This is a genomic window from Bartonella rattaustraliani AUST/NH4, assembly GCF_000312565.1.
Lineage (GTDB): Bacteria > Pseudomonadota > Alphaproteobacteria > Rhizobiales > Rhizobiaceae > Bartonella > Bartonella rattaustraliani.
Genome location: NZ_CALW02000061.1, coordinates 1 through 26,236 on the forward strand (window position 1 = coordinate 1; position 26,236 = coordinate 26,236).

Annotated in this window: 18 protein-coding genes, 1 tRNA gene and 2 pseudogenes; 12 read left to right on the forward strand and 9 right to left on the reverse strand. The window is 38.0% G+C overall.

The features are described 5' to 3' along the window. The 4 genes and pseudogenes from BN67_RS11990 to BN67_RS08400 all read right to left on the reverse strand — a co-directional run. A pseudogene (locus BN67_RS11990) lies at positions 1-274 on the reverse strand (YfjI family protein); the annotation flags it as partial. After that, entirely contained in the window at positions 261-1,169 is a 909-nt protein-coding gene (locus BN67_RS08390) for a DUF7146 domain-containing protein (RefSeq protein WP_019223668.1), read from the reverse strand. The pseudogene BN67_RS11990 and the gene BN67_RS08390, both read right to left, overlap by 14 nt. Before the next feature lie 100 nt (positions 1,170-1,269). Beyond that, positions 1,270-1,470, reverse strand: a complete 201-nt coding sequence (locus tag BN67_RS08395; protein ID WP_019223669.1) for a helix-turn-helix transcriptional regulator — start codon at positions 1,468-1,470, stop codon at positions 1,270-1,272. A gap of 209 nt (positions 1,471-1,679) precedes the next feature. Next, positions 1,680-2,846, reverse strand: a complete 1,167-nt coding sequence (locus BN67_RS08400) for a tyrosine-type recombinase/integrase (protein WP_019223670.1) — start codon at positions 2,844-2,846, stop codon at positions 1,680-1,682. A 253-nt stretch (positions 2,847-3,099) separates the two neighbouring features. Between BN67_RS08400 and BN67_RS08405 the strand changes: the two genes are divergently transcribed. Beyond that, positions 3,100-3,594, forward strand: coding sequence for a hypothetical protein (locus BN67_RS08405; RefSeq protein WP_026088238.1), 495 nt, complete (start codon positions 3,100-3,102; stop codon positions 3,592-3,594). Between the two features lie 711 nt (positions 3,595-4,305). Here BN67_RS08405 and BN67_RS08420 read toward each other — a convergent pair. The 3 genes from BN67_RS08420 to gltX (BN67_RS08430) all read right to left on the reverse strand — a co-directional run bounded on the left by BN67_RS08420 (position 4,306) and on the right by gltX (BN67_RS08430) (position 7,774). Further along, complete coding sequence (locus tag BN67_RS08420) at positions 4,306-4,581, reverse strand: hypothetical protein (RefSeq protein WP_019223674.1); 276 nt, start codon at positions 4,579-4,581, stop codon at positions 4,306-4,308. Positions 4,582-4,796: 215 nt separating this feature from the next. Next, positions 4,797-6,092, reverse strand: a complete 1,296-nt coding sequence (gltA, locus tag BN67_RS08425; RefSeq protein WP_019223675.1) for a citrate synthase — start codon at positions 6,090-6,092, stop codon at positions 4,797-4,799. Positions 6,093-6,346: 254 nt separating this feature from the next. Next, positions 6,347-7,774: a glutamate--tRNA ligase gene (gltX, locus tag BN67_RS08430; RefSeq protein WP_019223676.1), complete on the reverse strand. Its 1,428-nt coding sequence runs from the start codon at positions 7,772-7,774 to the stop codon at positions 6,347-6,349. A gap of 114 nt (positions 7,775-7,888) precedes the next feature. On the opposite strand from gltX (BN67_RS08430), the pseudogene BN67_RS12890 reads away from it, so the two are divergent. The 7 genes and pseudogenes from BN67_RS12890 to gltX (BN67_RS08470) all read left to right on the forward strand — a co-directional run bounded on the left by BN67_RS12890 (position 7,889) and on the right by gltX (BN67_RS08470) (position 18,199). Next, a pseudogene (locus BN67_RS12890) lies at positions 7,889-10,157 on the forward strand (ComEC/Rec2 family competence protein). A 459-nt stretch (positions 10,158-10,616) separates the two neighbouring features. Next, entirely contained in the window at positions 10,617-11,315 is a 699-nt protein-coding gene (gene rpiA / locus BN67_RS08445) for a ribose-5-phosphate isomerase RpiA (protein WP_019223679.1), read from the forward strand. 127 nt (positions 11,316-11,442) lie between these two features. Beyond that, on the forward strand, positions 11,443-12,000 hold the full coding sequence (locus BN67_RS08450) for a DUF2059 domain-containing protein (protein ID WP_019223680.1): 558 nt from the start codon (positions 11,443-11,445) through the stop codon (positions 11,998-12,000). Between the two features lie 188 nt (positions 12,001-12,188). Beyond that, on the forward strand, positions 12,189-13,580 hold the full coding sequence (gor, locus tag BN67_RS08455) for a glutathione-disulfide reductase (protein WP_019223681.1): 1,392 nt from the start codon (positions 12,189-12,191) through the stop codon (positions 13,578-13,580). Between the two features lie 72 nt (positions 13,581-13,652). Beyond that, a complete protein-coding gene (locus tag BN67_RS08460; RefSeq protein WP_019223682.1) occupies positions 13,653-15,032 on the forward strand; it encodes a class II 3-deoxy-7-phosphoheptulonate synthase in 1,380 nt (459 codons plus the stop codon). 116 nt (positions 15,033-15,148) lie between these two features. Beyond that, on the forward strand, positions 15,149-16,810 hold the full coding sequence (locus BN67_RS08465) for an NAD+ synthase (RefSeq protein ID WP_019223683.1): 1,662 nt from the start codon (positions 15,149-15,151) through the stop codon (positions 16,808-16,810). 9 nt (positions 16,811-16,819) lie between these two features. Continuing rightward, complete coding sequence (gltX, locus tag BN67_RS08470; protein ID WP_019223684.1) at positions 16,820-18,199, forward strand: glutamate--tRNA ligase; 1,380 nt, start codon at positions 16,820-16,822, stop codon at positions 18,197-18,199. Positions 18,200-18,235: 36 nt separating this feature from the next. On the opposite strand, the gene BN67_RS08475 is transcribed toward gltX (BN67_RS08470), so the two are convergent. Both BN67_RS08475 and BN67_RS08480 read right to left on the reverse strand, forming a co-directional pair. Further along, on the reverse strand, positions 18,236-19,654 hold the full coding sequence (locus tag BN67_RS08475; protein ID WP_026088239.1) for a DEAD/DEAH box helicase: 1,419 nt from the start codon (positions 19,652-19,654) through the stop codon (positions 18,236-18,238). 148 nt (positions 19,655-19,802) lie between these two features. Continuing rightward, complete coding sequence (locus tag BN67_RS08480) at positions 19,803-20,576, reverse strand: NAD kinase (protein ID WP_019223686.1); 774 nt, start codon at positions 20,574-20,576, stop codon at positions 19,803-19,805. Positions 20,577-20,832: 256 nt separating this feature from the next. Here BN67_RS08480 and BN67_RS08485 point away from each other — a divergent pair. From BN67_RS08485 to BN67_RS08500, 4 genes are all read left to right on the forward strand, one after another. After that, positions 20,833-20,909, forward strand: a tRNA-Arg gene (locus tag BN67_RS08485). A 1,002-nt stretch (positions 20,910-21,911) separates the two neighbouring features. Next, a complete protein-coding gene (hutH, locus tag BN67_RS08490) occupies positions 21,912-23,450 on the forward strand; it encodes a histidine ammonia-lyase (RefSeq protein WP_019223687.1) in 1,539 nt (512 codons plus the stop codon). Between the two features lie 428 nt (positions 23,451-23,878). Continuing rightward, complete coding sequence (locus BN67_RS08495; protein ID WP_019223688.1) at positions 23,879-24,238, forward strand: hypothetical protein; 360 nt, start codon at positions 23,879-23,881, stop codon at positions 24,236-24,238. Between the two features lie 475 nt (positions 24,239-24,713). Next, positions 24,714-26,135 (forward strand): amino acid permease, encoded by a 1,422-nt coding sequence (locus BN67_RS08500; RefSeq protein WP_019223689.1) that lies wholly within the window; start codon positions 24,714-24,716, stop codon positions 26,133-26,135. Positions 26,136-26,236 lie beyond the last annotated feature (101 nt).

The window sequence follows — 26,236 nt, forward strand, 5'->3', positions numbered from 1 at the left end:
CAGCAACGGCAACAAAATCGACAGGGGATTGTTGACGATCTGAGACGTCATAAATATAGCGTCCTAAGCTTAAAGGAACTTGTGTAGGGTCAAAAGGCTCTACGGGTAAAAGAGTAGCCTTGATTGGCTGTAATTCCCCCCAACCACTTTGTTGCAATGCTTTTTCATAGGGAATGGCTTTTAAGCAAGCATTGTTGTGTAAAGAGGCATTATCGTTCTCATTCACGAGAGTTTTATTATCTTGATTATCTAAAATCTTATTATCTTGTGACATGAGAGAGTCCCTTTTGAGAAGAGAGAAAATCATTGAAATCTAGACTGTAGGGGGCTTGCATCATAAAGACCTCAAAGCCTTGTTCATGCGCACGGGCAGCCAAGGCATAACCTGCTTTACAACCCGCCTCATCACCGTCCATTGCAATGGTCAAACGGGCTTTGGTTTTAGGTAAATTCACATGCATCATGCCACTGGTTGAAAGGGCAGCCCACAAACTTACAGGCTCTAGTAACAAACCAGACAGTAAAGAAAGTCCAGTTTCTATTCCCTCACAAATCACTAGGTGGCATTCATTAGCTTGGCTTAAATGCACAGCACCGCCTATAACAGACCCCAACATGGCTTTTGCTGGTTTCTGATCTGTTTTGCAGCCATTGGCTTGTAAAAAGGTCCTATGAATTGCAAAGGGGCATGCACCTTCAACCAATGCTACCAACGCGGGCAGTTTTCCCCCTAAGGGGTGGGGGCAGCTATCATGAAAGCGTAAATTGGGTGACAAGGCACAAGTGATACCACGCTTGCGTAAATAAGTTTCTGCTAGGCTATCTTTTATAGTTTGGCTTTGTTCCCAAAGCTCTCTTGCTTTCTCTGCTTTCTGTTTTGCTTGTTGATCTTCAGAATAGAATTTTTTCGATAAAGAGAGGTTTTGACCATAAGCATTTTCAAAACATGCTTGTGTATCAACAAGACCAATGTTTTTAAGAGCTTTGATGATCTGTTCAAAAGAGCAGCAAGCATGACAATGAAATAATAATTGACCATTATAACCATAAGTAAGAGCTAAACTAGGAGTGCTATCATCATGAGCAGGGCAATGGGCAAGTCCATAATGCCCATGCCAGACACCATGCAAGGCACGTGTTATGCCCGCAGCATGTGTATAAGAATACATTTTTTTATCCTATGATCTTGCGTCACAGGACGGATTTTGCTATTCATAATCTGATGAGTAATGAAGAGCCTTGTCCGTCCTTACGTGACAAGGTTTTCTTTTATGCAGCATTATTGCTACGGTTGTTTTTTGCTTTTTCGATTACACCCTGAAGATCAGATTGTAACCAACGCGACAAAAAACCAAACTTTAAGGGTTTTGGTAAAACACCGTTTGTCACATGACGTCGGAATGTTGAAACACTCATATGGAGCAATTTTGCACTTTCACGGTCTGTGAGAAGAGTGTCATTTTCTGTCATTCTAAAATCCTTTCATTCTCAAATAATGTAAACAAATCATAAGCATTTATTAACCATATTTTTGTCATATTGAAAAGTAATATTATCTATAAAAAACAGTCTTTTATCATGTTTTTTTAATATTGAATCTTGATGAATCTTATTGAGAAAGAATGAGAGAAAAGAGAGCTAAAGTTATCCACAGATAATGGGGTATTGCACCCCATCTCTTAAGTTTGACCGGTGACATAAGCTGCCCATTTATCCATATAAACACGGCGCTGTTCTAGATAGTCTGTACGACGATAGGCACGTTCTACTTGTCCTCCTACTGTATGACTTAGAATGGTTTCAGCGACCTCATAGGGAGCATCGGTTGTTTCAGCAAGCCAATCGCGTAAACTAGAGCGAAATCCATGGGGGCAGGCTTTAAGTCCAGTCTGTTGCATATATTGCGACATACAGCGTTCAGCAAGAGGACCGCGACCGGTTGCAGAAAAAAAGAAATCATTACGAGAGAGCAGGCGCGCTTGTTTCAGAATTTCTAATGCTTCTGATGATAAAGGCACACGAAATTCTGTTGTTGCATCACGCCTTCCTTTCATATTTTCAGCAGGTATAGTCCATATATCTCCTTCAATCTGATCTTCACGAATATGACGCAAAGGATTGCTACGAACACCCGTAAGAATAAGCAAACGCAAAGCCAGTTGTGTGAGGGTTGTTGTTTGACAAAGTGTTTTATAAAAAGCTGGTATATCTTTCCAATCCATAGCTGGTCTATTCGTGATCTTATGGCGTTGTTTGCCTAATAAAGCTTGTGCTTTGGTGGTTGCTTGTAAATCAACATCCAATCCTAAGGCAGACGCATGTTTGAGACAAAGATTAAGGCGCATCAATGCTGTTCGAGCAGTTCTAGCTTTTGTATGCCAAATAGGGGCAAGGATATCGCGTATCTCTGTTTGTGTAATCTCTGAAATGGGAAGGCAGCCTAATTTAGGGAGAATATGAAGGCGTAAAGGTAAAAACCAGCCTCCATCTTTACCATCATTCTTGAGTTCTGCTTTACGACTTTCAAAAGCATCTAGAGCAATATCTTTTAAATAATGAAGATTGCTTATTGCCTCACGTTTTTGTTTATTGCGTTCTTTAATGGGGTCACGACCTTCGCGTAAAACAGAACGCCACCCAGTTGCCAATTCACGGGCTTGTTTTAAAGAGACTTCTCTTAATGCACCCAAGCCCATTTCACGACGTCGACCGTGAATTGTATAACGGTAAATCCATTGCGCACCACCATCTTTACGCTTATGAAGGTACAAGCCGGCACCATCATTCACTTTACCAGCACCCAATGTTGTGACAGCCCTTGCATTAAGGCGATTCATAAGAGCCATTTTTAGTCCTTTCTTATACAAATTTTATCCACACACTCATCCCACTTGTGAGGTGCAAGTGAGTAGTTTTGATTGATTCAACATAAACAGGTTTGGAATGAGAGAATCCTACGTTATTCGGGACTCTCATTCAACATGAAAAACAGTGAATTATCATTATAAATCAATGCGTTGAATATCTCTATCAACGATAATGTTCCTTTTTAATGAGAAGGCGGTGTTGTGAAAAAAAAATAAGAGGGGTCGCCCCAAAATATTAGGGCAGTTAAGAGAGGCAAACGGTCGTCTCTCAAGAGCAAAACAACCAAAAGAGCCCGCTTGTCAATTGGCAATAGAAATGCGTGCAAAGCACTTTAATTTGACTTTACAAGATGCCAAAAATCCACTATCAGGGACTTATATAGGACGGCTTTATTTGCAAGGCGTGCTCACTCGAGAGCAATATGACGCTGCACAAAAATATCTACAGATAAGGAATGATTATCTTTGTGCAAAGGGTTTACCTAATGCCATTTATGATGAAATGCCCTTGTCTTGTGATGAGAGAGCGAGAGATAAGTGGATTGCGTTTTCTACAGAACAGTTTTTAGCTATGGAAGAGGCAATAAGAGAAGTGCAAAGCCTTTATAGACAGCATAATATTTACGCAGCAATACAATATCTCGTTATAGAAGATAAACCATCGCCATATCTTGTGAGTACATTGCAGGCTGCTCTTAATGCGCTTCAGAAACATTTTGATCGTTAAATGACAATCTCTACTACGGGCTCATTTATAGTATACCCTTCGTAAGTCTCTGCACATTTTAGGTATTTTTTCAAGTACTTTATGATGATCGCCGCTCACATAAGATACTAGATCAGCTATTTGTTCTGCTTGGTTCATGCCTTTGCCCTTCGAAGCTCTAGTAAATTCTTTCGCATAATAAATCATTGGACTTTTGCTGTTATTGGACTCGTTGTATGCCCACATAAAATCTTCTTCACTCCAATTATGGTCATGGCGTAAACGCCTTATTATAGTGGGTAGATCTACCCATGACACCACCTTATTATAATCATCCCGCAATAAATTCGCATAGCGTCTATGTAAAACAACGTATATGTGACGATGCAACACAAACTCAGCTACGTCATTTTTGAATCCATGGCTGAGTGCAACTTCTTCTGCTCTGTGTCGCTTTTCAGAATGCGTAGAGCCAATATATGCTTCACTCGCGTATTTATTGTAAAGTTGATTATACTTCTCTTATAGTATCTACACTTGTAAACATACGCGTCAATTTATCTATAAATCCAAATGATGCTGATGCAGGTAGTGCTGATAGAGAAAAAAAAGCTATAAATGTTATGATGCGTGTTATAAGTAATGATTTCATTACTTTGAGTTCTTTAAATTATGATTAGTATAAACGTTGTTTAGAAGCATTTTTTGCAAACGTGATTGAATACATAAATTTCAATCGCAACCAGGTGGAGCATATGGATAATGGTGAAGATATTTAGTACCATGTGCAAGCGCATCCCATCCAGAACCACCAGATGGCGTTTGCGACATACCATATAGAAGGGCTCCAAGTTTTTTATAAGCATCTGATTGAAAAAATTTATGAGTATTGGACTGTTGATATTTCTCTAAATCAGCCTGTGTGTAATTATATGCACAGCCAGAAAGTAGCATTCCAATAATTACTATACCTAATGAAGTAATATTTTTAAAATATGAAAGAGCCATTATTATTTTTCATGTTGCTTGAATGATTTAATACCTCCTATAATCAATTCTGTTTCAATATATCAATATGTGTTATTTTGTTGTTGATAAAGTGTCGCAAATCGTATTTAACGACATTGCTTTATTTAGGCGTATTGCGTTTATGAGTAAGTGATTTATCGGCTCACAATAAAGCTCCGGTGAATTGAAGCTTTATTGGCCGTACTTATTCTTCTTTACCTTATACGTTTATCGAGAGGAACATATTCACGCATAGGATAACCGGTATAGAGTTGGCGAGGCCGACCAATTTTTTGTGCAGGATCTTCAATCATTTCTTTCCATTGCGCAACCCAACCAACACTGCGTGCTAATGCAAAAAGAACAGTGAACATTTCGGTTGGAAAGCCTAAAGCTTTTAATGTAATGCCGGAATAAAAATCAACATTTGGGTAAAGCTTTTTCTCAACAAAATATTCATCATTGAGAGCAATTTTTTCAAGTTCTACAGCGATATCGAGAAGGGGATCACCTTGGATATTCAGTTCTTTTAAAACTTCATGGCATGTTTGTTGCATGATTTTTGCACGTGGGTCATAATTTTTATAGACTCGATGACCAAATCCCATCAGGCGGAAGGGATCGTTTTTATCTTTTGCACGTGCAATGAATTCTGGAATTCTCTCAACTGAACCTATTTCTTGTAACATTTTTAAGCAGGCTTCATTTGCACCACCATGCGCTGGGCCCCAAAGACATGCAAAGCCTGCTGCAATGCACGCAAACGGATTAGCACCTGATGATCCTGCAAGACGTACGGTGGATGTCGAGGCATTTTGTTCATGATCTGCATGGAGGATAAAGATTCGATCCATTGCTCGAGCAAGCACAGGATTTACTTTGTATTCTTCACAAGGAACACAAAAGCACATACGGAGAAAATTTGCAGCATAGCTCAGATCATTACGAGGATAAACAAATGCTTGTCCGATACTGTATTTATAAGCCATAGCAGCAAGAGTTGGAACCTTTGAGATAAGCCGAACAGAAGCAATCATTCTCTGTTTGGGATCTGTAATATCAATAGAGTCATGATAAAATGCAGACATAGCTCCAAGGCATGCGATCATAACGGCCATAGGATGAGAGTCGCGACGAAATCCATGAAAAAACCGTGTGAGTTGCTCATGTACCATTGTGTGCTGCATGATACAGCGATCAAAGTCATTTTTTTCTTGTTTTGTTGGAAGCTCCCCGTAAAGTAAAAGGTAGCAACTTTCGAGAAAGTTTCCTTTTTCAGCCAGTTGATCGATAGGATAACCGCGGTAAAGCAATATGCCTTTATCACCATCAATATAAGTGATTTTTGATTCACAAGAAGCGGTTGAGGTAAAACCAGGATCGTAAGTAAAAGTATTTGTTTCTTTATAAAGAGAAGCAATTTCAATGACGTCCGGTCCATTTGTGCCTTCGCGCGTGGGAAGTTCTATTTTTTTATCGTTCACTGTAATATATGCTTTATGCTCAGACATGAGATATTCCTTTCAGATCCTTCACTCCTAAAAATCAATATGCTGATTCAACGAATAGGGAAACACATGATTAAAGTTTCTCCTAGTATATTAAAGGGTAGCTTTATCCTAAAAGTTAGCACATACAATCTAAAAAATATTTTTTATTTGCAATTGTACTAATATATTTTTCAAAAACTTAAGAATAATTTTCCGTTTGCATGGAAATATTTTAAAGATGAGAGCGCATTGATTTCATAAGTTATGTACATATGTTAATATCCTGTTGTGGTCAATTGATCATCAATGCGGTTCAGAGCTTCATCTTTTCCCAATAAAATAAGCACATCAAAAACCCCAGGTGATGTTGAACGTCCTGTGAGAGCTGCACGAAGTGGTTGGGCAATCGATCCAAATTTCAGGTCGTGCGTTTGTGCATAAGATCGAAGAGTTTCATCTAATGTTTTTGCATCCCAAGAGTGGCATGTTTTTAAGACAAGATAAAGACCCTCTAAAATGGCTTTTCCATTTTTATTGAGAAGCGTCTGTGCTTTTTCGTCAAGTTGTAATGGTCGTTGTGTAAAAATGAAAGAGGCATTTTCAATGAGTTCGCAAAGTGTTTTTGAACGTTCTTTCAAATGTGGTATCGCTTTTAGAAATTGATCACGGCGTTGTGCATCAAGTTTTTCAATGATTTGTGCTCCACCTTCAATTTCTGGTAAAATATCAAGAGCAGATTCAAAAAGATACTGGTTATTGCTCATGCGTATATAGTGTCCATTTATAGCACCAAGTTTTTGGAAATCAAAACGCGCTGCACCTTTATTGATATCATCAATATCAAACCAGGAAATCATATCTTCAATTGACATAAGCTCATCATCACCATGGCTCCACCCTAGACGAACGAGATAATTTCGTAAAGCAGCAGGAAGGTATCCCATTGTTCGATAGGTATCGACACCTAGTGCACCATGCCGCTTTGATAACTTTGCACCATTTTCACCATGGATAAGTGGAATATGTGCCATAACAGGAATTTCCCATCCCATTGCATTGAAGATGATCGTTTGGCGCGCTGCATTTGTGAGATGATCATCACCACGTATGATATGTGTTACGCCCATATCGTGATCATCAACGACAACAGCATGCATATAGGTGGGTGAGCCATCGGAACGCAAAATAATAAAGTCATCTAGATCTTTATTAGGGAAGTGGACATCACCTTGAACACGGTCGTGTACAACTGTTTCTCCATCTTGTGGTGCTTTGATGCGAATAACAGGCTTGATACCTTTAGGCGCTTGAGAAATATCACGATCACGCCAACGTCCATCATAACGTGGAGGGCGACCTTCTGCACGGGCATTTTCACGCATTTCAGTGAGTTCTTCAGGAGAAGCATAACAATAGTAAGCTTTCCCATCTTTTACTAACTGTTCTGCAACTTGGCGATGGCGGTCTGCTCGTCTAAATTGCGAAATAGGGGCACCATCATAGTTCAGTCCCATCCAATGCAAGCCATTTATAATGGCTTTTACAGCTACGTCAGTTGAGCGTTCTCGATCTGTATCCTCAATTCGGAGTAGCATTTTACCACCAGTATGTTTGGCATAAAGCCAATTAAAGAGGGCAGTACGTGCACCTCCGATATGAAGGAAACCTGTTGGTGAGGGAGCAAAGCGAGTAATAACGGACACGGGTCTCTTCCTTTAGAATTAAGATGTTATTTATAGGATTTTATAAAAAGGTTATGTTAGCATAGGTGGTAGAGGGTGCAATAGCTACATTGCAAGTAAAGTGGGGATTTTCGGATGTTTGACCAAAATAAAATTAAAAATGCTTTATTGATAAGCCGTAAGTCAAAAAGAAAAAAATCAAATCTGATATGATAGAATATTTTGTCTGCGTGTGATGATGCAAAGAACGACAGCTGTAACAAAAAAAATATTTTTTTTATGGATAGCTTTAAAAGACGCCATCACTTTTTGCTGGAAATGGTTCGTGGATTGTGTAAACAAAGAAATCTCTTTTGGAATTCTTTTTTCATTGGTTTTAGTTTTTTTTTCCATAGGTATCATTTTTTATTTTAGTTTAGAGCAGGAGCCAAGTTGGGGGCAGTTTGGTGTATTAAGTCTTTTCTTTGGAATATTTTACATTTTACGTACTTATCGGGGAATATGGATTACTGCGGGATTTTTGTTTTGTATTCTATTGGGCGCTTTGGCTGCAAAAATAGAAACGTGGCGTCTCTCAACACCAATGTTGAGTGGCGATATTTTTACGACCCTAACAGGAAGGGTTGTTTCTCTTGAAACAAGACAAAGAGGAGGTTTTCATTTAGTTTTAGAGGTTTTAAATACAAAAAATCCAATCTTGTATTATGGTCCGCATCGTATTCGTTTGTCAGCAAGACATTTACCCTATGGATTAGCAATTGGTGATGGACTTTATGGGAGAGTGAAGCTTCGTGCGTTGTCTGGTTCGGTTCGTCCAGGAAGTTATGATTTTAGTTTCCATAACTATTTTAAAGGAATTGGTGCTCAGGGATTTTATCTGGGAAAACCAAGAAAAATATGGGTTGCGCAATCCGATAGAATATGGAGCATAATCTTACAGAAAATTGAAAAATTACGAACAAATATGACACAAAGAATCCGTATAGTGCTTAATGGAGAAAAGGGGAGCGTTGCGGCTGCTCTTATAACAGGACAGCGGGGTGGTATTGCAGAAGAGACAAATAAAGCATTACGTACGGCTGGATTAGCGCATATTTTATCCATATCAGGTTTGCATATGGCTTTGTTGAGCGGACTCATTTTGATGAGTGTTCGTAGTTTTCTAGCGTTTTTTCCAGTTTTATCATCCTATTACTCTACTAAAAAATTTGCTGCTATTGCGGCATTAATGATGACAGCCTTTTACTTGCTCTTGTCTGGCGCTGCTGTATCAGCACAGCGAAGTTTTGTGATGATTGCTGTTATGTTAGTTGCTGTATTGTATAATCGTTCTGCCTTAACAATGCATAATTTTGCTATTGCGGGTTTGATAACTCTTGCTGTGACACCGCATGAAATATTGGGCCCTAGCTTTCAGATGTCTTTTTCTGCGACAGCAGCTTTAATCGCGTTTTTTGATTGGTGGAGTGGAAAATCACTTTTTCGTAAAAGGGAAACAATACCATTTTATGTTGGAGCGAGAGTAATCCGTTTTGTATTATTATCAGTTCTTTCGATATGTGCGTCTTCGTTTGTGGCTGGGATTGCAAGTGGAATTTACGCTGCATATCATTTTTCCAATGTTGCATTTTGGAGCATTATCAGCAACGCTCTTGCTTTGCCGATAGTCTCAATACTTATTATACCTTTTGGATTAATCGCAGTTCTTGCAATGTTTTTGAATCTTGAATGGTTACCGCTTCAAATTATGGGTTTTGGTGTTGATTTGGTGATAAAAATTTCTCACGCTATAACAGCCATTTCTCCTGCTCTCAATCCTGGATTCATACCGTTATCCTCTTTAATTTTATTGAGCATAGGTTTGGTTGGACTCATTTTTTGCAAAACATTTATCAGGTTCTTTTTTAGTTTTTTTATTTTTGCCGGTATTGGTGTTTATTTGATGGTACCACCGATACAACTCATTATAGCAGATAATATGAGACTTGTGGGTGTGATGAATGAAAAGAAATTGTACATTGACCGTTATCATATTTCTAGGTTCACGACATTCATATGGGAAAAATCATTTCATGTGAATGAGATGATAAAACCAACAAAATATGGTCCTGCATTTCATGAACAGTTCGTTTGTGGTAAACATACGTGTACATCCTTATTAGAAAATGGACTAAAAGTGGTTGTCTTACGTAAAAAAACAGATCAATGTTTAGAGGCAGACATTATGATTCAGATGGTTGCAATGAATAATCACACATGCGACAAGAAGATAAAAGTTCTATTTACGCCTCAGCAATTATTAGCGCGAGGGAGCGTAATGATGGACAAAAGGGGAGGGATCATTTGGTCTTCGGCGGGATTTCATAGACCATGGAATATGCATAGGCAGTATGCGCAAAAATGATATGATCTATTGCATTCTCTGTCTTTTTCTTATGCCTTGTTCACAGCAGAGTCAAAAATGAGTGGTCGTTTAGCTTTTTTATTTCTGTGGAGTTATCAAGTTCGTGAGAAATGAGCAACAGTTCAGAGGCTTTCAAAAAGAGAGATTCTTTCAATACTAGAATAATTTTTAGATGCATGTTATGTATAACTTATCAGGAGCAAGCGATAAGTGTAAAATGTTCATTCGCCATAGAAAATGTCAATAAATTGTATGAAAAAGTAAATTGCATAAAAAATTGTATAAAGAAACAAAATTATGAATTGTTCTATTTTATGATTACGATTATCATATATTTTGTAATCATCGATATTTCTTCAGCCAAAAGGTGACAAGCAAATTTATGGAAGATTGAGGCAATAGGCTATTTATTTCCCACTGATAATAAATGTTGCTGATTGGTAAAAGGTAAAATAATTTATGGATATTCAGCAGTTGAAAAAGAAGGCAGCTGTTAAGGCGCTCGAATTTGTTGAAAATGATATGCGTCTTGGTATTGGCACGGGCTCGACCGTAAATGAATTTATACGCCTTCTTGGTGAGCGTGTTGCCGGTGGTTTACGTGTGATTGGTGTTGCTACCTCACGCTATTCAGAGCAACTCTGTCGTCAATGTGGGGTGCCTGTCACAACTTTAGAACAAATTCCTGAATTGGATCTTACGATTGATGGAGCTGATGAAATTGGTCCAGAGATGACACTTATTAAAGGGGGCGGTGGTGCATTGCTGCATGAAAAAATTGTAGCAGCAGCGTCTCGTGCAATGCTTGTCATTGCCGATGAAACAAAGATCGTTAAAACGCTTGGTGCTTTTGCACTACCGATTGAAGTTAATCCGTTTGGTATGTCTTCTACACGCAGAGCCATTGAAAGCACAGCTGATGGTTTAGGATTTTCTGGAGAAATTGTGTTACGAATGAATGGAGAAACCCCTTTTGAAACGGATGGCGGTCATTTCATTTTTGATGCATCTTGGGGATGCATTTTACAGCCGAAACGATTGTCAGAGGCACTGCTTGCAATTCCAGGTGTTGTTGAGCATGGTCTTTTTTTGGAATTGGCAACGCATGCAATTGTCGCTATGGCTGATGGAGAAATAAAGGTTTTTAAAACGGCTTAATTTGAGAAAAGAGAGCTTATATTACAATAATTAGGGCAATAAAGAATGGGAAATAAGAGGCGTTGAAGGTTTTAGATAGAATAACAAATTTAAAGTATAAATAATTAATCATCGGGGTAATCATTAAATGAGAACAATATTTTCTTTTCAGCGTTTTGTTACGTATGTGAGTGTCGTTACAGTGTTGGCTATAAACACTGGAATGGTTTATGCACAAGGTGTGAGTGATCAGCATTTAAATTCAGCCAGAAAGGCTATTAGTGCTATTCATGCAACGGATCAGTTTGATAGTTTTTTACCAAGTGCGGCACAGGATATCAAAAATGAATTGATCAGCGACGATCCTAATTTGGCAGCTGCTATTTCTGATATTGTAGATAAGCAGGCTCTTATTTTGGCAAAACGGCGCTCCGATTTAGAAAAAGAAGTTGCTCATGTCTATGCAAAATATTTTACGCAAGAAGAACTTGATACAATCACAGCATTTTACAATTCTGACACTGGCAAAAAGTTTTTAACAGAAGTTCCAAACATTGGGCACGATGTTTATTCTACATTTAATGCATGGCGTTCTTCGTTGATGCAGGATCTTATCAAAAATGTAAAAAAGGAGATGTCCGAAACACTTAATTTGAACAACTCTGCACTCCCTACAGAATTGAGCTCTTCAGCAGATAAAAAGTAGCTTTATTGGCGTCATTAAAACACTGGTACGACTTCTCGTTTATAAAAAAAAAAACGGCACTTTTGCCGTTTTTAATGAAAGTAAATAGTCTTTTATGATGAAAAAATGGCGCTTAAGAACAAAAAGACTTTCATTTGATAACAAAGAGCAATAGCTTGTTATTCTAGATATATGGGAAGGAAGTGTCCGTGGGATCTTTTGACTTTGATTTATTTGTTATTGGAAGTGGTTCTGGTGGAGTGCGTGCAGCACGTCTTGCAGGAGGGCTTGGGAAGCGCGTTGCTATAGCAGAAGAATATCGTATAGGGGGGACTTGTGTCATTCGTGGCTGTGTTCCCAAGAAATTATATGTTTATGCTTCACAATATGCAAAAGAGTTTAAGAAGAGTGTTGGTTTTGGGTGGGAATATGCTGATCCAATTTTTAGTTGGGGAAAATTGGTGGCGGCTAAAAATAAAGAGATATCAAGATTAGAAGGGCTTTATCGCAAGGGGCTACAAGACAGTAATGTTCATATTTATGAAAGTCGTGCTGTTTTTGTGGATGATCATACATTAGAACTTGTCACGACAGGTGAGCGAGTAAGCGCAGAAAAAATTTTAATTGCCACAGGAGCAAAAGCAACACCAAATACTGCAATAGTAGGCAGCGATTTGTGTCTTACGTCCAATGAAATTTTTGATCTTGAAAAACTCCCCAAATCAATGGTTATTGTTGGTGGCGGGTATATTGGCGTTGAATTTGCTAATATTTTTCATGAATTAGGCGTGAAAACAACGCTCCTTCATCGTGGTGATTTAATTCTTCGTAATTTCGATAATGATTTGCGACATTTGCTGAATGAGGCAATGATTGAAAAGGGAATTTCTATGGTTTATGGGGTAACAGTTTTCAAGGTGCAAGCGACGGGAAATTGTTATGATGTTGTTTTATCAAATGGGCAAACGATAAGGACTGAGCGGATTATGTTGGCTACGGGGCGTATGCCAAATACAACGGGTTTAGGGCTTGAGAGGGCCGGTGTTAAAGCAGATGAAAGTGGTGCGATTGTGGTTGATGAAAGAATGACAACAAATGTGCCTCACATTTGGGCTGTCGGTGATGTCACTGGTTATGTTCAATTAACGCCTGTTGCGATTCATGATGCAATGTGTTTCGTTAAAACGGCATTTGAAAATACACCAACAACACCTGATCATGATTTAATCACGACCGCGGTTTTTTCACAGCCCGAAATTGGAACGGTCGGTTTATCCGAAGAAGATGCGGTATATCGTTATAAGAATGTTGAAGTGTATCGTACAGTTTTTCGTCCTATGCGCAATGTTCTATCCGGAAGTTCAGAAAAAATGTTTATGAAGCTTATTGTTGATAGTGAAAGCCGTATTGTAGTAGGAGCACATATTCTAGGAGAAAATGCTGCTGAAATGGCTCAGATCGTAGGCATATCTCTTAAGGGAAGGCTGACGAAGGATGTTTTTGATGAAACGATGGCAGTACATCCAACTATAGCAGAAGAGCTGGTAACGATGTATAAACCAAGTTATGTCTATGAAAATGGAAAGAAAATAGAACATTGAACGGGTCAGTGTGATGGTAAGTAGCAAGGTTTTTAGCACAAAAACTTTGGCTTAAGCTCTGGAGAGAGTGCAATGGTAAAAGAATGGATGCCTAACTCTTGGAGAACAAGGCCAATTAAACAGGTTCCGGCTTATCCGGATAAATCCATGTTAGAGGATGTTGAGCAAAAGCTACGCAGCTATCCTCCTCTCGTTTTTGCAGGGGAAGCACGTGCTTTAAAAAGTGAATTAGCGGCTGTTGTACAAGGGCAGGCTTTTTTGTTACAAGGGGGGGATTGTGCAGAAAGTTTTGCAGAACATGAAGCGGATAATATTCGTGATTTTTTTCGTGTTTTTTTGCAAATGGCAATTGTTTTAACTTTTGGTAATTCTAAACCTGTTGTTAAAATTGGTCGTATTGCTGGTCAGTTTGCAAAGCCACGCTCTTCTGATATGGAAAGCAAAGAAGGAGTTGAGCTTCCTTCTTATCGGGGGGATATTATCAATAGTATTGCGTTTGAGGCAGCTGCTCGTATTCCCGATCCACAGCGGATGTCGATGGCTTATCGTCAATCAGCGGCAACACTCAATTTATTGCGTGCTTTTTCGCAAGGGGGCTATGCCGATTTAGAAAATGTTCACGCATGGATGTTGAGTTTTGTTTCTAACAGTCCGCAGGGTGAGCGTTACGAATTGTTGGCAGAGCGTATTTCGGAAGCAATTGATTTTATGCGCTCTATAGGGATTACCTCTAAAACGAATGCTTCATTGCGTGAGACATCTTTTTATACCAGTCATGAGGCACTTTTGCTTGGCTATGAAGAAGCTTTGACACGAATTGATTCAACTTCTGGAGATTGGTATGCAACATCTGGCCATATGTTATGGATTGGTGATCGTACACGTCAGATTGATCATGCTCACGTTGAATATTGTCGTGGTATTAAAAATCCACTTGGGTTAAAGTGTGGTCCTTCCCTTGAGATTGACGAGCTTTTGAGATTGATTGATATTCTAAACCCTGAAAATGAACCGGGGAGGCTGACTCTTATTACACGCTTTGGCTATGATAAGGTCGAACATTATCTTCCAAAATTGATCCGCGCAGTTGAGCGCGAGAAGCGTCAGGTTATATGGTCATGTGATCCAATGCATGGCAATACGGTTACTGTCAATGGTTATAAAACGCGCCCCTTTGATTATATTTTAAAAGAAGTAGAGAGTTTTTTTGCAGTGCATTATAGAGAGGGAACCTATCCAGGAGGCATTCATATCGAAATGACGGGTCGTAATGTCACAGAATGTACAGGTGGAGCGCATGCTATTTCTGGAGAAGATTTGTCTGATCGCTATCATACGCAATGTGATCCGCGATTAAATGCAGATCAAGCATTAGAATTGGCTTTTCTTGTTGCTGAACTTCTTAAAAAAAATCGTTATACGGATTCCTTAACTTTTATTGCAAATAGCTAAACAAAAGCTTGCATAATATTTTTAGTTCTTTGTAAAAAAAGAATTTTTTAGAAATATGTTTCTGATGATTAAAACAGAACTGTAGTTATAAAAGGAATGAGATGATATAAAGGCTTATGAAAAATGATTTTCGGGTAGCAGTGGCCCAATTAAATCCTGTTGTTGGTGATATTGAAGGAAATTTTTCGCTTGCTGTGATGGCGCATCAGAAGGCTAAACAAGAGGGTGCTGATCTTGTTTTATTCACAGAGCTTTTTATAAGTGCTTATTCACCGGAAGATCTTGTTCTCAAGCCTGCTTTTACAAAAACATGTGAAACTGCTGTTAAGAAACTAGCAGAGATAACGGTAGGAGGGCCAGGAATTATCATTGGTCTTCCTTTAAGGCGTCATAATCATATTTACAATAGTGCTGTGCTTCTTGATGAAGGGCGGGTCGTTTCTGAAAGCTTTAAATTTGATTTACCCAATTATGCTGAATTTGACGAAAAGCGGTTATTCTCTGCAGGTTCACGTCCTGAACCTCTTGATTTTCATGGCATGAAGTTAGGAATAGCGATTTGTGAAGATATTTGGAACGATTTTTCTTTTTGTGCAGAGCTTAACAATAAAGGAGCGGAGATCATTCTTGCTCTTAATGCTTCTCCTTATGATCGTCGTAAAATACTAAGACGTATAGAGGTTGTTCGTAAACAAGCACTTCAATCTGGTATTCCCATTATTTATGCTAATCAAGTTGGCGGTCAGGATGAGCTTGTTTTTGATGGCGGATCTTTTGCCGTCAATGAACAAGGAAAAACAGTGTTTCAAATGAAACATTTTGAAAACCATATTTCTGTTAGCCATTGGCAACGCAAAACGATAGGATGGCAGTGTGTTTCTGGTCCCAATGAAAATCTTCTCGAAGGGGAGGCTGCGGATTATCAAGCTTGTGTTTTAGGTTTAAGAGATTACGTCAATAAAAACAGCTTTAAAGATGTTATTCTTGGACTTTCAGGAGGAATAGATTCGGCTCTTTGTGCGGCAATGGCGGTGGATGCGCTTGGCTCTGAGAGGGTTCGTAGTGTCATGATGCCTTATCATTACACTTCGCAGGAATCATTGAAGGATGCCAAAGAGTGTGCACATCTTTTAGGCTGTCATTATGAGGTCATCCCTATTGAGCAGCCTGTGGAGGCTTTTTTGAAAACAATGGCGTTTGTTTTTTTAGATCTTCCCTCTGATATGACAGAAGAAAATCTTCAAAGTCGGACACGTGGAACAGTTTTAATGGCGCTTTCAAACAAGTTTGGTTCAATGGTGCTAACGACTGGCAATAAGTCGGAAATGGCTGTAGGGTATGCAACACTTTATGGTGATATGAATGGGGGGTTTAATCCTATTAAAGATATCTATAAAATGCAGGTTTATGCATTAGCACAGTGGCGCAATGAAAACCATTTGCAAAATTTTAAGGGACCAGAAGGCGTTGTGATCCCATCCAATATTATGGAAAAAGCACCTTCCGCAGAACTGCGAGAAAATCAAAAAGACGAAGATTCTCTCCCTCCTTATCCTATCTTAGATGATATTTTGCAAGCTCTTGTAGAAAATGACATGAGTGTTCACGATATTGTTAAACGCGGGTATTTACGGGAAACAGTTGAGAAAATTGAACAACTTCTTTATGGTGCAGAGTATAAAAGACGACAATCTGCGCCCGGTGTAAAAATAAGTTATAAGAACTTTGGGCGTGATCGTCGTTATCCTATAGTTAATCGTTTTCGCGATAAAGGTTGAGGCTATTTTATGGTAAAAGTCCGTTTTGCACCTTCTCCCACAGGTTATATTCACATTGGTAATATCCGTATTGCTTTGTTTAATTGGCTTTATGCGCAAGCGCATAAAGGAGAATTTGTTTTACGCTATGATGATACAGATGTTGAGCGCTCTAAACAGGAGTTTATTGATGCTATTGTCGTTGATCTTGAGTGGCTTGGTATTCAACCTGATGAGATTTATTATCAATCTAAACGGTTTAGTCGCTATGATGAAGTTTCAGAATCTCTCAAACAACATGGTCTTCTGTATCCTTGTTATGAGACTGCAGGAGAATTAGAGCGACGTCGCAAAATTCAGCTTTCTCGCAAACTACCTCCTGTTTATGATCGTGCTGCATTGAAATTGACACCAGAAGATAAAAAGTCATTGGAAGCACAAGGTCGCAAACCGCATTGGCGTTTTCTTCTTCCTAATTTTGAAAATGATCCTTTACAAACAAAGCGGACAGAAGTTTGCTGGGATGATGCGGTAAAAGGAAAGCAGACCATTGATTTATCCTCTCTCTCAGATCCTGTTTTAATTCGTGAAGATGGAAGCTACCTCTATACATTGCCCTCTGTGGTTGATGATATAGATATGGGTATTACGCATATTATTCGTGGAGATGATCACATTACAAATACAGCTGCGCAGATTGCAATTTTTAAAGCGCTGAGTACAAAATTACCTGTTTTTGGTCATATCAATTTATTGTCTACAGTTTCGGGAAAAGGGCTTTCAAAACGTAATAATGATCTTTCTATTCGCTCTTTGCGGGAGGACGGATTTGAATCTATGGCCGTTCAATGTCTTGCTGTTTTGATTGGAACTTCACAAAATGTACACCCTTATTCTCATCAAGCAGCTCTTTTGGAGCATTTTAATTTACAAGATACGTCAAGATCCATTGCGAAATTTGATGCTGCTGATTTGTATACTTTGAACAGCCATCTTGTCCACGAGTTAACTTATGCGGAAGTGAAAATACGACTTAAAAAGCTTTCTATTGAAGGAGAAATGACAGAGTGTTTTTGGAACACGGTAAAAGGCAATATTGATAAGGTGAATGATGCTGCTTTGTGGTGGAAAATTATTCATGATGATCAACATTTTGATACAGTAGCCCTTGAGGATCGTGAATTTGTGCACCAATCACTTCATTTCTTGCCTGAAGGTGCATTTAATGATGAAACTTGGAAAATTTGGACGATGACATTGAAAGAAAAGACAGGACGTAGCGGGAAAGCGTTGTTTATGCCGTTGCGTCAAGCACTTACAGGAATGGATCATGGACCTGAAATGGGAAAACTTTTACTGCTTTTAGGGCGTGATAAAGTCATAGAAAGGCTCACTTTCCAAAGCGAATGAGCGTCGTTTTTTTTAAAAAAAGGAATTTCATTCGCCCTATTCACGGGTTTTTATGAGCATAAATGCTGGGATATCAGCGCCAAATCCAATGGGTGAGGGGGCGTTATTTTTTCGAGAACGACGTTTTTCAAGTGGTTTTTTGTTATTATTTGCACTTTTGATGTCATTTTCCTTGTTGTTTTTAAATATGTCGTTTTTTAAGGGTTTTTGAGTGTGCGCAAGAGATTCCTTTTGGGAAGTTTTCCTGAGCGATTTGAGATTTTTTCTTTTTAAAGTAATGTCCTCTTCGTGATCAGTGATTGTCAAAGTAGAGAGATCTCCATTAAGCCATTCAATTTTTTCGCTACTCATTTTTTCAATGGCACTGATATATTTTTGATCAGCCATTGTGACAAGAGTAAAGGCCTTCCCTCTGCGATTTGCACGTCCTGTACGACCAATTCGATGAATGTAGTCTTCAGCATGCGTAGGAACGTCATAGTTGAAAACATGGCTAACGGCTGGGATATCAAGTCCACGGGCTGCAACATCAGAAGCAACAAGAAGTTTAAGTTTATTGTTCTTAAAATCGGCGAGCGTGCTTGTGCGTGAATGTTGATCCATATCCCCATGAAGGGCACCTACACTAAAGTTATATCTGACAAGCGATCTAAAAAGTTCAGAGATATCTCTCTTTCGGTTACAAAAAATAATAGCATTTTGAAGTTCATCGCCTTCATTGTGAATAAGGTCTCGCAAAACGGCTCTTTTATCCCATGACTTACTTCCAGATTTTACGAGCCGTTGTGTAATTGTAGTCGCTGTTGAAGAGGCTTTTGTCACTTCAACAGATACAGGAGAATGTAAAAACTGCTTTGTAAGTTTTGTGATTTCTGGTGTCATCGTTGCAGAAAAAAACAAAGTCTGACGTGTAAAGGGCGTGAGCTTACAGATACGTTCAATATCAGGAATAAAGCCCATATCCAACATACGATCAGCTTCATCAATAACAAGAATTTCAACGCCCATCATGAGCAATTTACCGCGTTCGAAATGATCAAGAAGGCGTCCTGGTGTTGCTATAAGAACATCAGCACCTCGTTCAAGCTTGCGGTCTTGATGTTCGAAAGAAACTCCACCAATTAAAAGCGCAACATTGAGACGGTGGTTGATCCCGTATTTTTCAAAATTATCTTCAACTTGCGCTGCAAGCTCTCGTGTTGGTTCTAATATAAGTGTACGGGGCATTCTTGCTCTTGCACGACCTTTTTCAAGCAGTGTGAGCATAGGCAAAACAAAAGAGGCTGTTTTTCCAGTTCCCGTTTGAGCAATTCCTAAAACATCTTTTTTTTGAAGTACATGGGGAATCGTTCCACTTTGAATAGGGGTTGGAACTGTATAACCCGCTAATTTTACGGCTTTAATAACCTTTGCGGAAAGTCCTAAATCATCAAAACTGTTTAAAGGTGGTATCATTTTTTCTATCAATTGCTCTGCGATTTTAATTTCGCTCCCCGAACTCTTCATGAAATGAAGTATTGTACACTCTTTCAGAGGGTTAAGGGGCTTTTATAAAAAAGTCAACCATAACGGCGATATACACATAGAAACGATAATACAATCATTAATAGCGAAATTGTTCTGATAAAATACGTTCATCCCATGAATGGTTAGAGTCAAATAAAATTGACACTGTCACTTCTGTTGCTGTTGAAATCGTAACGGAATGAACAGATTTCACTTCAACATTATCAGCTGCGGCATTGACGGGGCGTTTTTCAGCTTCGAGCATATCAAAGCGTACAGTTGCTGTATCGGGAAGCAATGCTCCATGCCAGCGCCGAGGACGAAAAGGGCTCACAGGAGTGAGTGCCATAAGGGGGGCCATAAGGGGCAAAATAGGTCCTTGTGCTGATAAATTATAGGCCGTAGATCCTGCCGGTGTAGCAACGAGAATACCATCACAACTCAATTGTTCCATGCGTACATTGTTATCAATGCTAATACGAATTTTTGCTGCCTGATAGGACTGACGAAAGAGAGAGACTTCATTAATGGCCAGGGCTTCGATATGTCCTTGACATTCCGCTTGTGCAATCATGCGTAGGGGATGGATTTCTTTTTTATGGGCGGCTGCGATACGATAGGGCAATTTTTGTTCATGGAATTCATTCATAAGGAAGCCTACCGAGCCTTGATTCATTCCATAAATAGGTTTTCTAGTATTCATGACATCTCGCACCGTTTGTAACATTGTGCCATCACCGCCAATTGCAATAACAACATCAGATTCTTCTAGGGAAGAATGTCCGTAAAGAGAAATTAATTTATGAGTAGCTTTGAGTGCTTCTTCAGTTTCAGCGGAAATAAAATGAAAGCGGTTTGGTAATGTCATCATTAAGAATTATCCTGAATATTCACAACTTATTTTTTAACGTATTTTAGGAGAATTTTGAAGTGATATATAGAAACCACTTTTAGTGAGAAAAAGTACTCTATGCGAAAAGTAATCTGTTGAAGGGGAGGTATAATATCAGGGGGGATAAAAGATTATTACAGTGAGATAAACCATAAACGTGTCTTTTTAAAAAAGAATGATATTCATCATTGAAGCTGGGAGTATGATCAGTTAAAAGAGCATTGTTTAATTGTAAGCACCCGTAGCTCAGCTGGATAGAGCGCTGCCCTCCGAAGGCAGAGGTCACAGATTCGAATTCTGTCGGGTGCACCAAAGTTTCCAGTTCTCCAGCGTATGATTTTTGTGATCAAATTACTCTGGAAAGGATGAGGCTTATTTTCTGAAAATGATGAGGAGCATTACTTATTCATTGATAGACAGAGTCATCAAGTGATTTGAGAGATGTAAAGCTTTGCACTTTTTAGAATCTTTTCTGTTAAATATTTAAAATCTTGAGAGAACAGAGAAAAACTGTATCCGTTTTCAAATATGAAATCTATTGTAAGTTATGAGATAAAAGCATTGGTAATTTATCATTTTTCTATAAGTCATCTCCGTCATTTTATATGCACCATTGAGGACAACAATATCTTTGCATTGAGCGCATTAAAGAGATATTTTTAGTTTTAGAGTAATTGTATCCTTACACGCAATCTTACTTGTAATGTGCAAGAAAACCATTTTGATGATTTTATCATAAAGAGGGGGGAAGCGAGACCATCTGATAATCTCCAGGATTTTTAATACGGTGTACAAAACAATAGCTTATTATGATAAAGGTGAATATATTAATACAATTTTACAAAGCATCGATAAACATTTAGTATGGTATAATAATGCTTTAAAAAATCAGAGATGATGAATGGGGAGTTTTCTTAAATAAGTTTATAATAAGTTATGTATATTATAATAATATTTTATATTATTTTTATATATTTATTGAATTTTTATCAAAAAGTGTAATTTTAGTTATCGTTTTAATAAGTCTTATTATTAAAAGAGGGATATTTATTTTCTTATTTTTAATTTATTTTGAGTGACAATTGGATTATCGTTTTTATGATTTTTAAATAAAAAATAAATTTCTCTTTAAAAATAATGTGAGCTATTGATTTTTTATTATCTTGAGGGGGGCACAAAAATACACAACACATTCTTCAAGTTATAAAGAGAGAGTCTTTAAAGTTTTAAAAGAAGCGTTCTACCGTGAGTTGAGGAGGGACGTGTAAAAGACTTCTCTAGTGAAATGAATCTTTAAATTAAAGAAAGAAAATGATGACTATTATACTAAAACCGGGTGAGGTAACACTTAGCGATCTTGAGACGATTTATTTCAATGGTGAAATCAGTGCACTTCACAGTGATACGCACCAAGCTATTAGAAAGGGAGCGGAACGCATTGCGGAAATTTCTGCTGGAAGTGAGCCAGTTTACGGTGTTAATACTGGTTTTGGCAAATTGGCTTCGATTAAAATTGCTGCGAATGATGTCACTCTTTTACAAAAAAATCTTATTTTATCCCATTGTTGTGGTGTGGGAGAACCTTTAACTGAAAATATTGTGCGTTTGATCATGACTTTAAAGCTTCTTTCTTTAGGGCGAGGGGCTTCAGGTGTTCGTTTGGAGCTTATCTCTTTACTAGAAAATATGCTTGCAAAAGGTGTTATTCCTGTCATTCCAGAGAAAGGATCTGTTGGGGCCTCAGGTGATCTTGCACCGCTTGCACACATGGCGGCTGTTATGATGGGAGAGGGGGAAGCATTTTTAAAAAATATTCGCATGAGTGGGGCGTCGGCTTTAGAGAAAGCAAGGTTAACGCCTATTGTTTTAGAAGCAAAAGAAGGTTTAGCGCTTATTAATGGCACCCAAACATCAACAGCACTTGCTCTTGCTGGTCTTTTTCAGAGCCACCGGGCATTGTGTGGCGGGCTTCTTGCGGGCGCGTTAACAACAGATGCTATCATGGGGTCAACGGCACCATTTCATCCTGATATTCATATTTTACGGGGGCATTATGGGCAGATTGCTGTATCACAAACATTAGAACAACTTTTAAAAGATTCTGAGATTCGGGCTGCACATTTATGCGGTGATAATCGTGTACAGGATCCTTATTGTATACGTTGTCAACCGCAGGTTATGGGGGCATGTTTTGATATTCTTCTCGCGGCAGCAAAAACACTCATGATTGAAGCAAATGCTGTCACAGATAATCCGTTGATTTTAGGGAATGGTGATGTTGTTTCAGGTGGAAATTTTCATGCTGAACCTGTAGCGTTTGCTGCTGATCAGATCGCTCTTGCTATATGTGAAATAGGCTCGATTTCTCAACGACGTATTGCTCTTATGGTTGATCCTGCAGTTTCTCATGGTCTTCCTGCTTTTTTAGCACAAAATGCCGGACTTAATTCAGGTTTTATGATTGCTGAAGTGACTGCTGCTGCTTTAATGTCTGAAAATAAACAAATGGCACATCCTGCTTCGGTTGATTCCACCCCAACTTCAGCAAATCAGGAAGATCACGTTTCAATGGCTTGCCATGGTGCGCGTCGGTTATTGGCAATGAGTGAAAATCTTTTTACGATTATTGGCATTGAAACGCTTGTTGCGGCACAAGGAATTGAATATCGTGCGCCTTTAAAAACAAGTTCTTTTTTACAGTCTGTTATGAATCATTTACGCAAAAACATTGATACTCTTAAAGAAGACCGCTATCTGGCACCAGACTTGCATAAGGCGCATATCCTTGTACGTGAGGGATCTTTATTATCCACTTTACCAGAAACAATTTTTCCTAAACTAGAATCTGAATGATCTTTATTTTAATAGGGGTGAGGAAGGGAAGAAGCGTAATTCTTGGACTTCCTCATAGAGTATTTATGGCAATTTAAAAGAATAAACAGACTGTTTTTTCATTTATGTTATTATAAATATAATTGATATTAACACGAGTATTTTGTGCTATTTTAATTTAATATGAGACTATTTGAAAATATAATTTAAAAAAACACTTTAATTAAATAGTTTTTTGCTAATTATTCATATAGTGATAAACTTTAAATATAAAAATATATACTTATAATATTATATGTATTATTATACTTTTATGTATGAAATAGTGTTATTTGTAATATAGGATAGTAAGTATAATGTTTATTGTGCATTATTATTATCTTTTTAGGCGTTTTGTGAGTTTTAGTATTTTTTCGCGTTTTTAAGAAAAACAAAGGGGAAAAATGTCTATGAACAGAATATTACGTATTTTAATAACTATTATTTTTTGTTTTTCACAAATTGGAGAGGTTAATGCAAACCTTGGGAGAGACAAATCTCAAGAAAGGGGCTTCGGCGTTATGGTTCTACAAAAGCAAGGGCCTTATTTTCAAGCAATAAAGAGAACATTCGTTGGTATAGCGGGGCAATTTTCGGAAAAGAATGGTGGAGTTTTTCTCGTCTCAATTGTTGATAAGACTGTTTTTGTTGCAATAGTTGTTGCCCTTGGAGCAGTTGCGTTTAAATCAGCGAGATTTATTAGAAAATGGATTGCAGATGCAATTTATCGAGCACTTACAAACAAGCAAAATTCACTTTATCATGATTAAGTTATTGCATGAGGTTAAAAAGCTATTTTATGTGATATCTGTATAATTTTTGATTGTCATGATCCGAAAGGATAGGGTGTTTACTTAAAAAAACAGTGAAAATTGAACACATCTGCCCTTAAATATTGCTATACAAATTTCAAGCTTTTCTTTTGAAAAACAAAAGCGTAAGGGGTATATTACATTCACCCCAATATTTTTTCTATAAAAAATTAAAGATTTTAAAAATGAATTAAGTGTCAATTATAAAAAATTTTGTTACCACTTGATTTCAATAAAATGATACAAAATTTTAAGCTATAAAAAATTGCATTATTCGCAATAAAAGTATTTTCTTATTGCTAAGGACTGAGTGTCTGATTGGCGAGTATTCAATACTTTTTTAGTTATATTCACGAGGGGAGAGAAAGGCTTTATTTATCATAAAGTTGGTGTTGTGCTATGGGCAGATAACATTTCAATGAGAAGGAAAAAAATGGGAACAAATGAACTAAAACGGGGTATGAATAAACGTCAAGTTATCTTTTTAGCGCTTGGATCTGCTATTGGAACGGGTCTTTTTTATGGATCCGCCCAAGCGATTAAGCTTGCTGGTCCGAGTGTTTTGCTTGCTTATTGTATTGCTGGTTTAGCTATTTTTATGGTTATGCGCGCTCTTGGTGAAATGATTATTCACAATCCACTGCCTGGTTCTTTTGCCCGTTATGCTGCAAATTACATATCACCGTTGGCTGGTTTTTTAACGGGATGGACCTATGTCTTTGAAATGATTCTTGTTGGTTTGGCTGATATTACAGCTTTTGCTTCCTATATGGGGTTTTGGTATCCTGATGTTGCGCCTTGGATATGGGCTCTTAGCATTACGCTGATTATTACAGGGATTAATTTAGCAGCAGTTGAAGTGTATGGTGAGTTAGAGTTTTGGCTGTCTTCTATTAAAGTTATCGCTATCGTTGCGATGATTGTTTTGGGAATAGCAATTATTTTATATGGATGGAATACCGACATCAATTCCTCTGCTGTGGGGATACACAATTTGTGGAAAAATGGTGGTCTCTTCCCCAATGGTTGGTTTGGTTTTCTAGCTTGTTTTAGTGTGGTTGTTTTTGCTTTTGGGGGCATAGAAATCATAGGGATGGCAGTGATGGAAGTTCAAAATCCTCATCAGACGATCTCAAAGGCAATTAACTCTACACCCATTCGTATTTTGTTATTCTATATCATGACATTAGCTATTTTGATGTCACTTTATCCTTGGAATAAAATTGGTCTGATGGACAGTCCCTTTGTTTCAATTTTTGAAAATCTTGGGATTTCATTTGCAGCGAATATTCTAAACATTGTCGTTGTTACAGCAGCTATTTCCGCTATGAATAGTGGAATGTATGGTGCGTGTCGCATGATACATGGATTATCGCAAGAAGGTTATGCTTTAAAGAAGTTTCAGTATTTGTCAAAAAACGGTATACCAATTTTTGTTATTTTATTGATTTTTGCCATTTTCCTTTTGGGGGTTGCTCTTAATTATTTTTACCATGAGGGGCTTTTTTTTCTCATTGCTGCAATGGCGACATTTGCAACGGTTTTCGTTTGGATGATGATTTTACTTTCGCAAATTTTTATGCGGTTTAAAATGTCTAAAGAGGCACAGTGTGGTTTACAGTTTCCAATTCCATTTTGGCCGATAGGACCAATTTTTTCTATTTTATTTATGATCTTTATTTTTATTTTGTTATGGTTTTTTGATGATACACGGCCAGTTTTGATTGTCGGTGCAAGTTGGATTGTTTGGCTTGTTATTTGTTTTTATGCACTTAAATTTTATCATTTAAAAAAAAGCAACATAAATAAAGTGCAAAAAGCAGCTGATGATTTCAGAAGAGAAGACACTCAATAATCCTATTTTTGTTGAAGAAAAGCTTGCTAAGCATCATGTTATTTAGGCGCTGGGCAAACTTTTCCTCATAACGGCAGACAAATGTTATAAAATAGAGAATA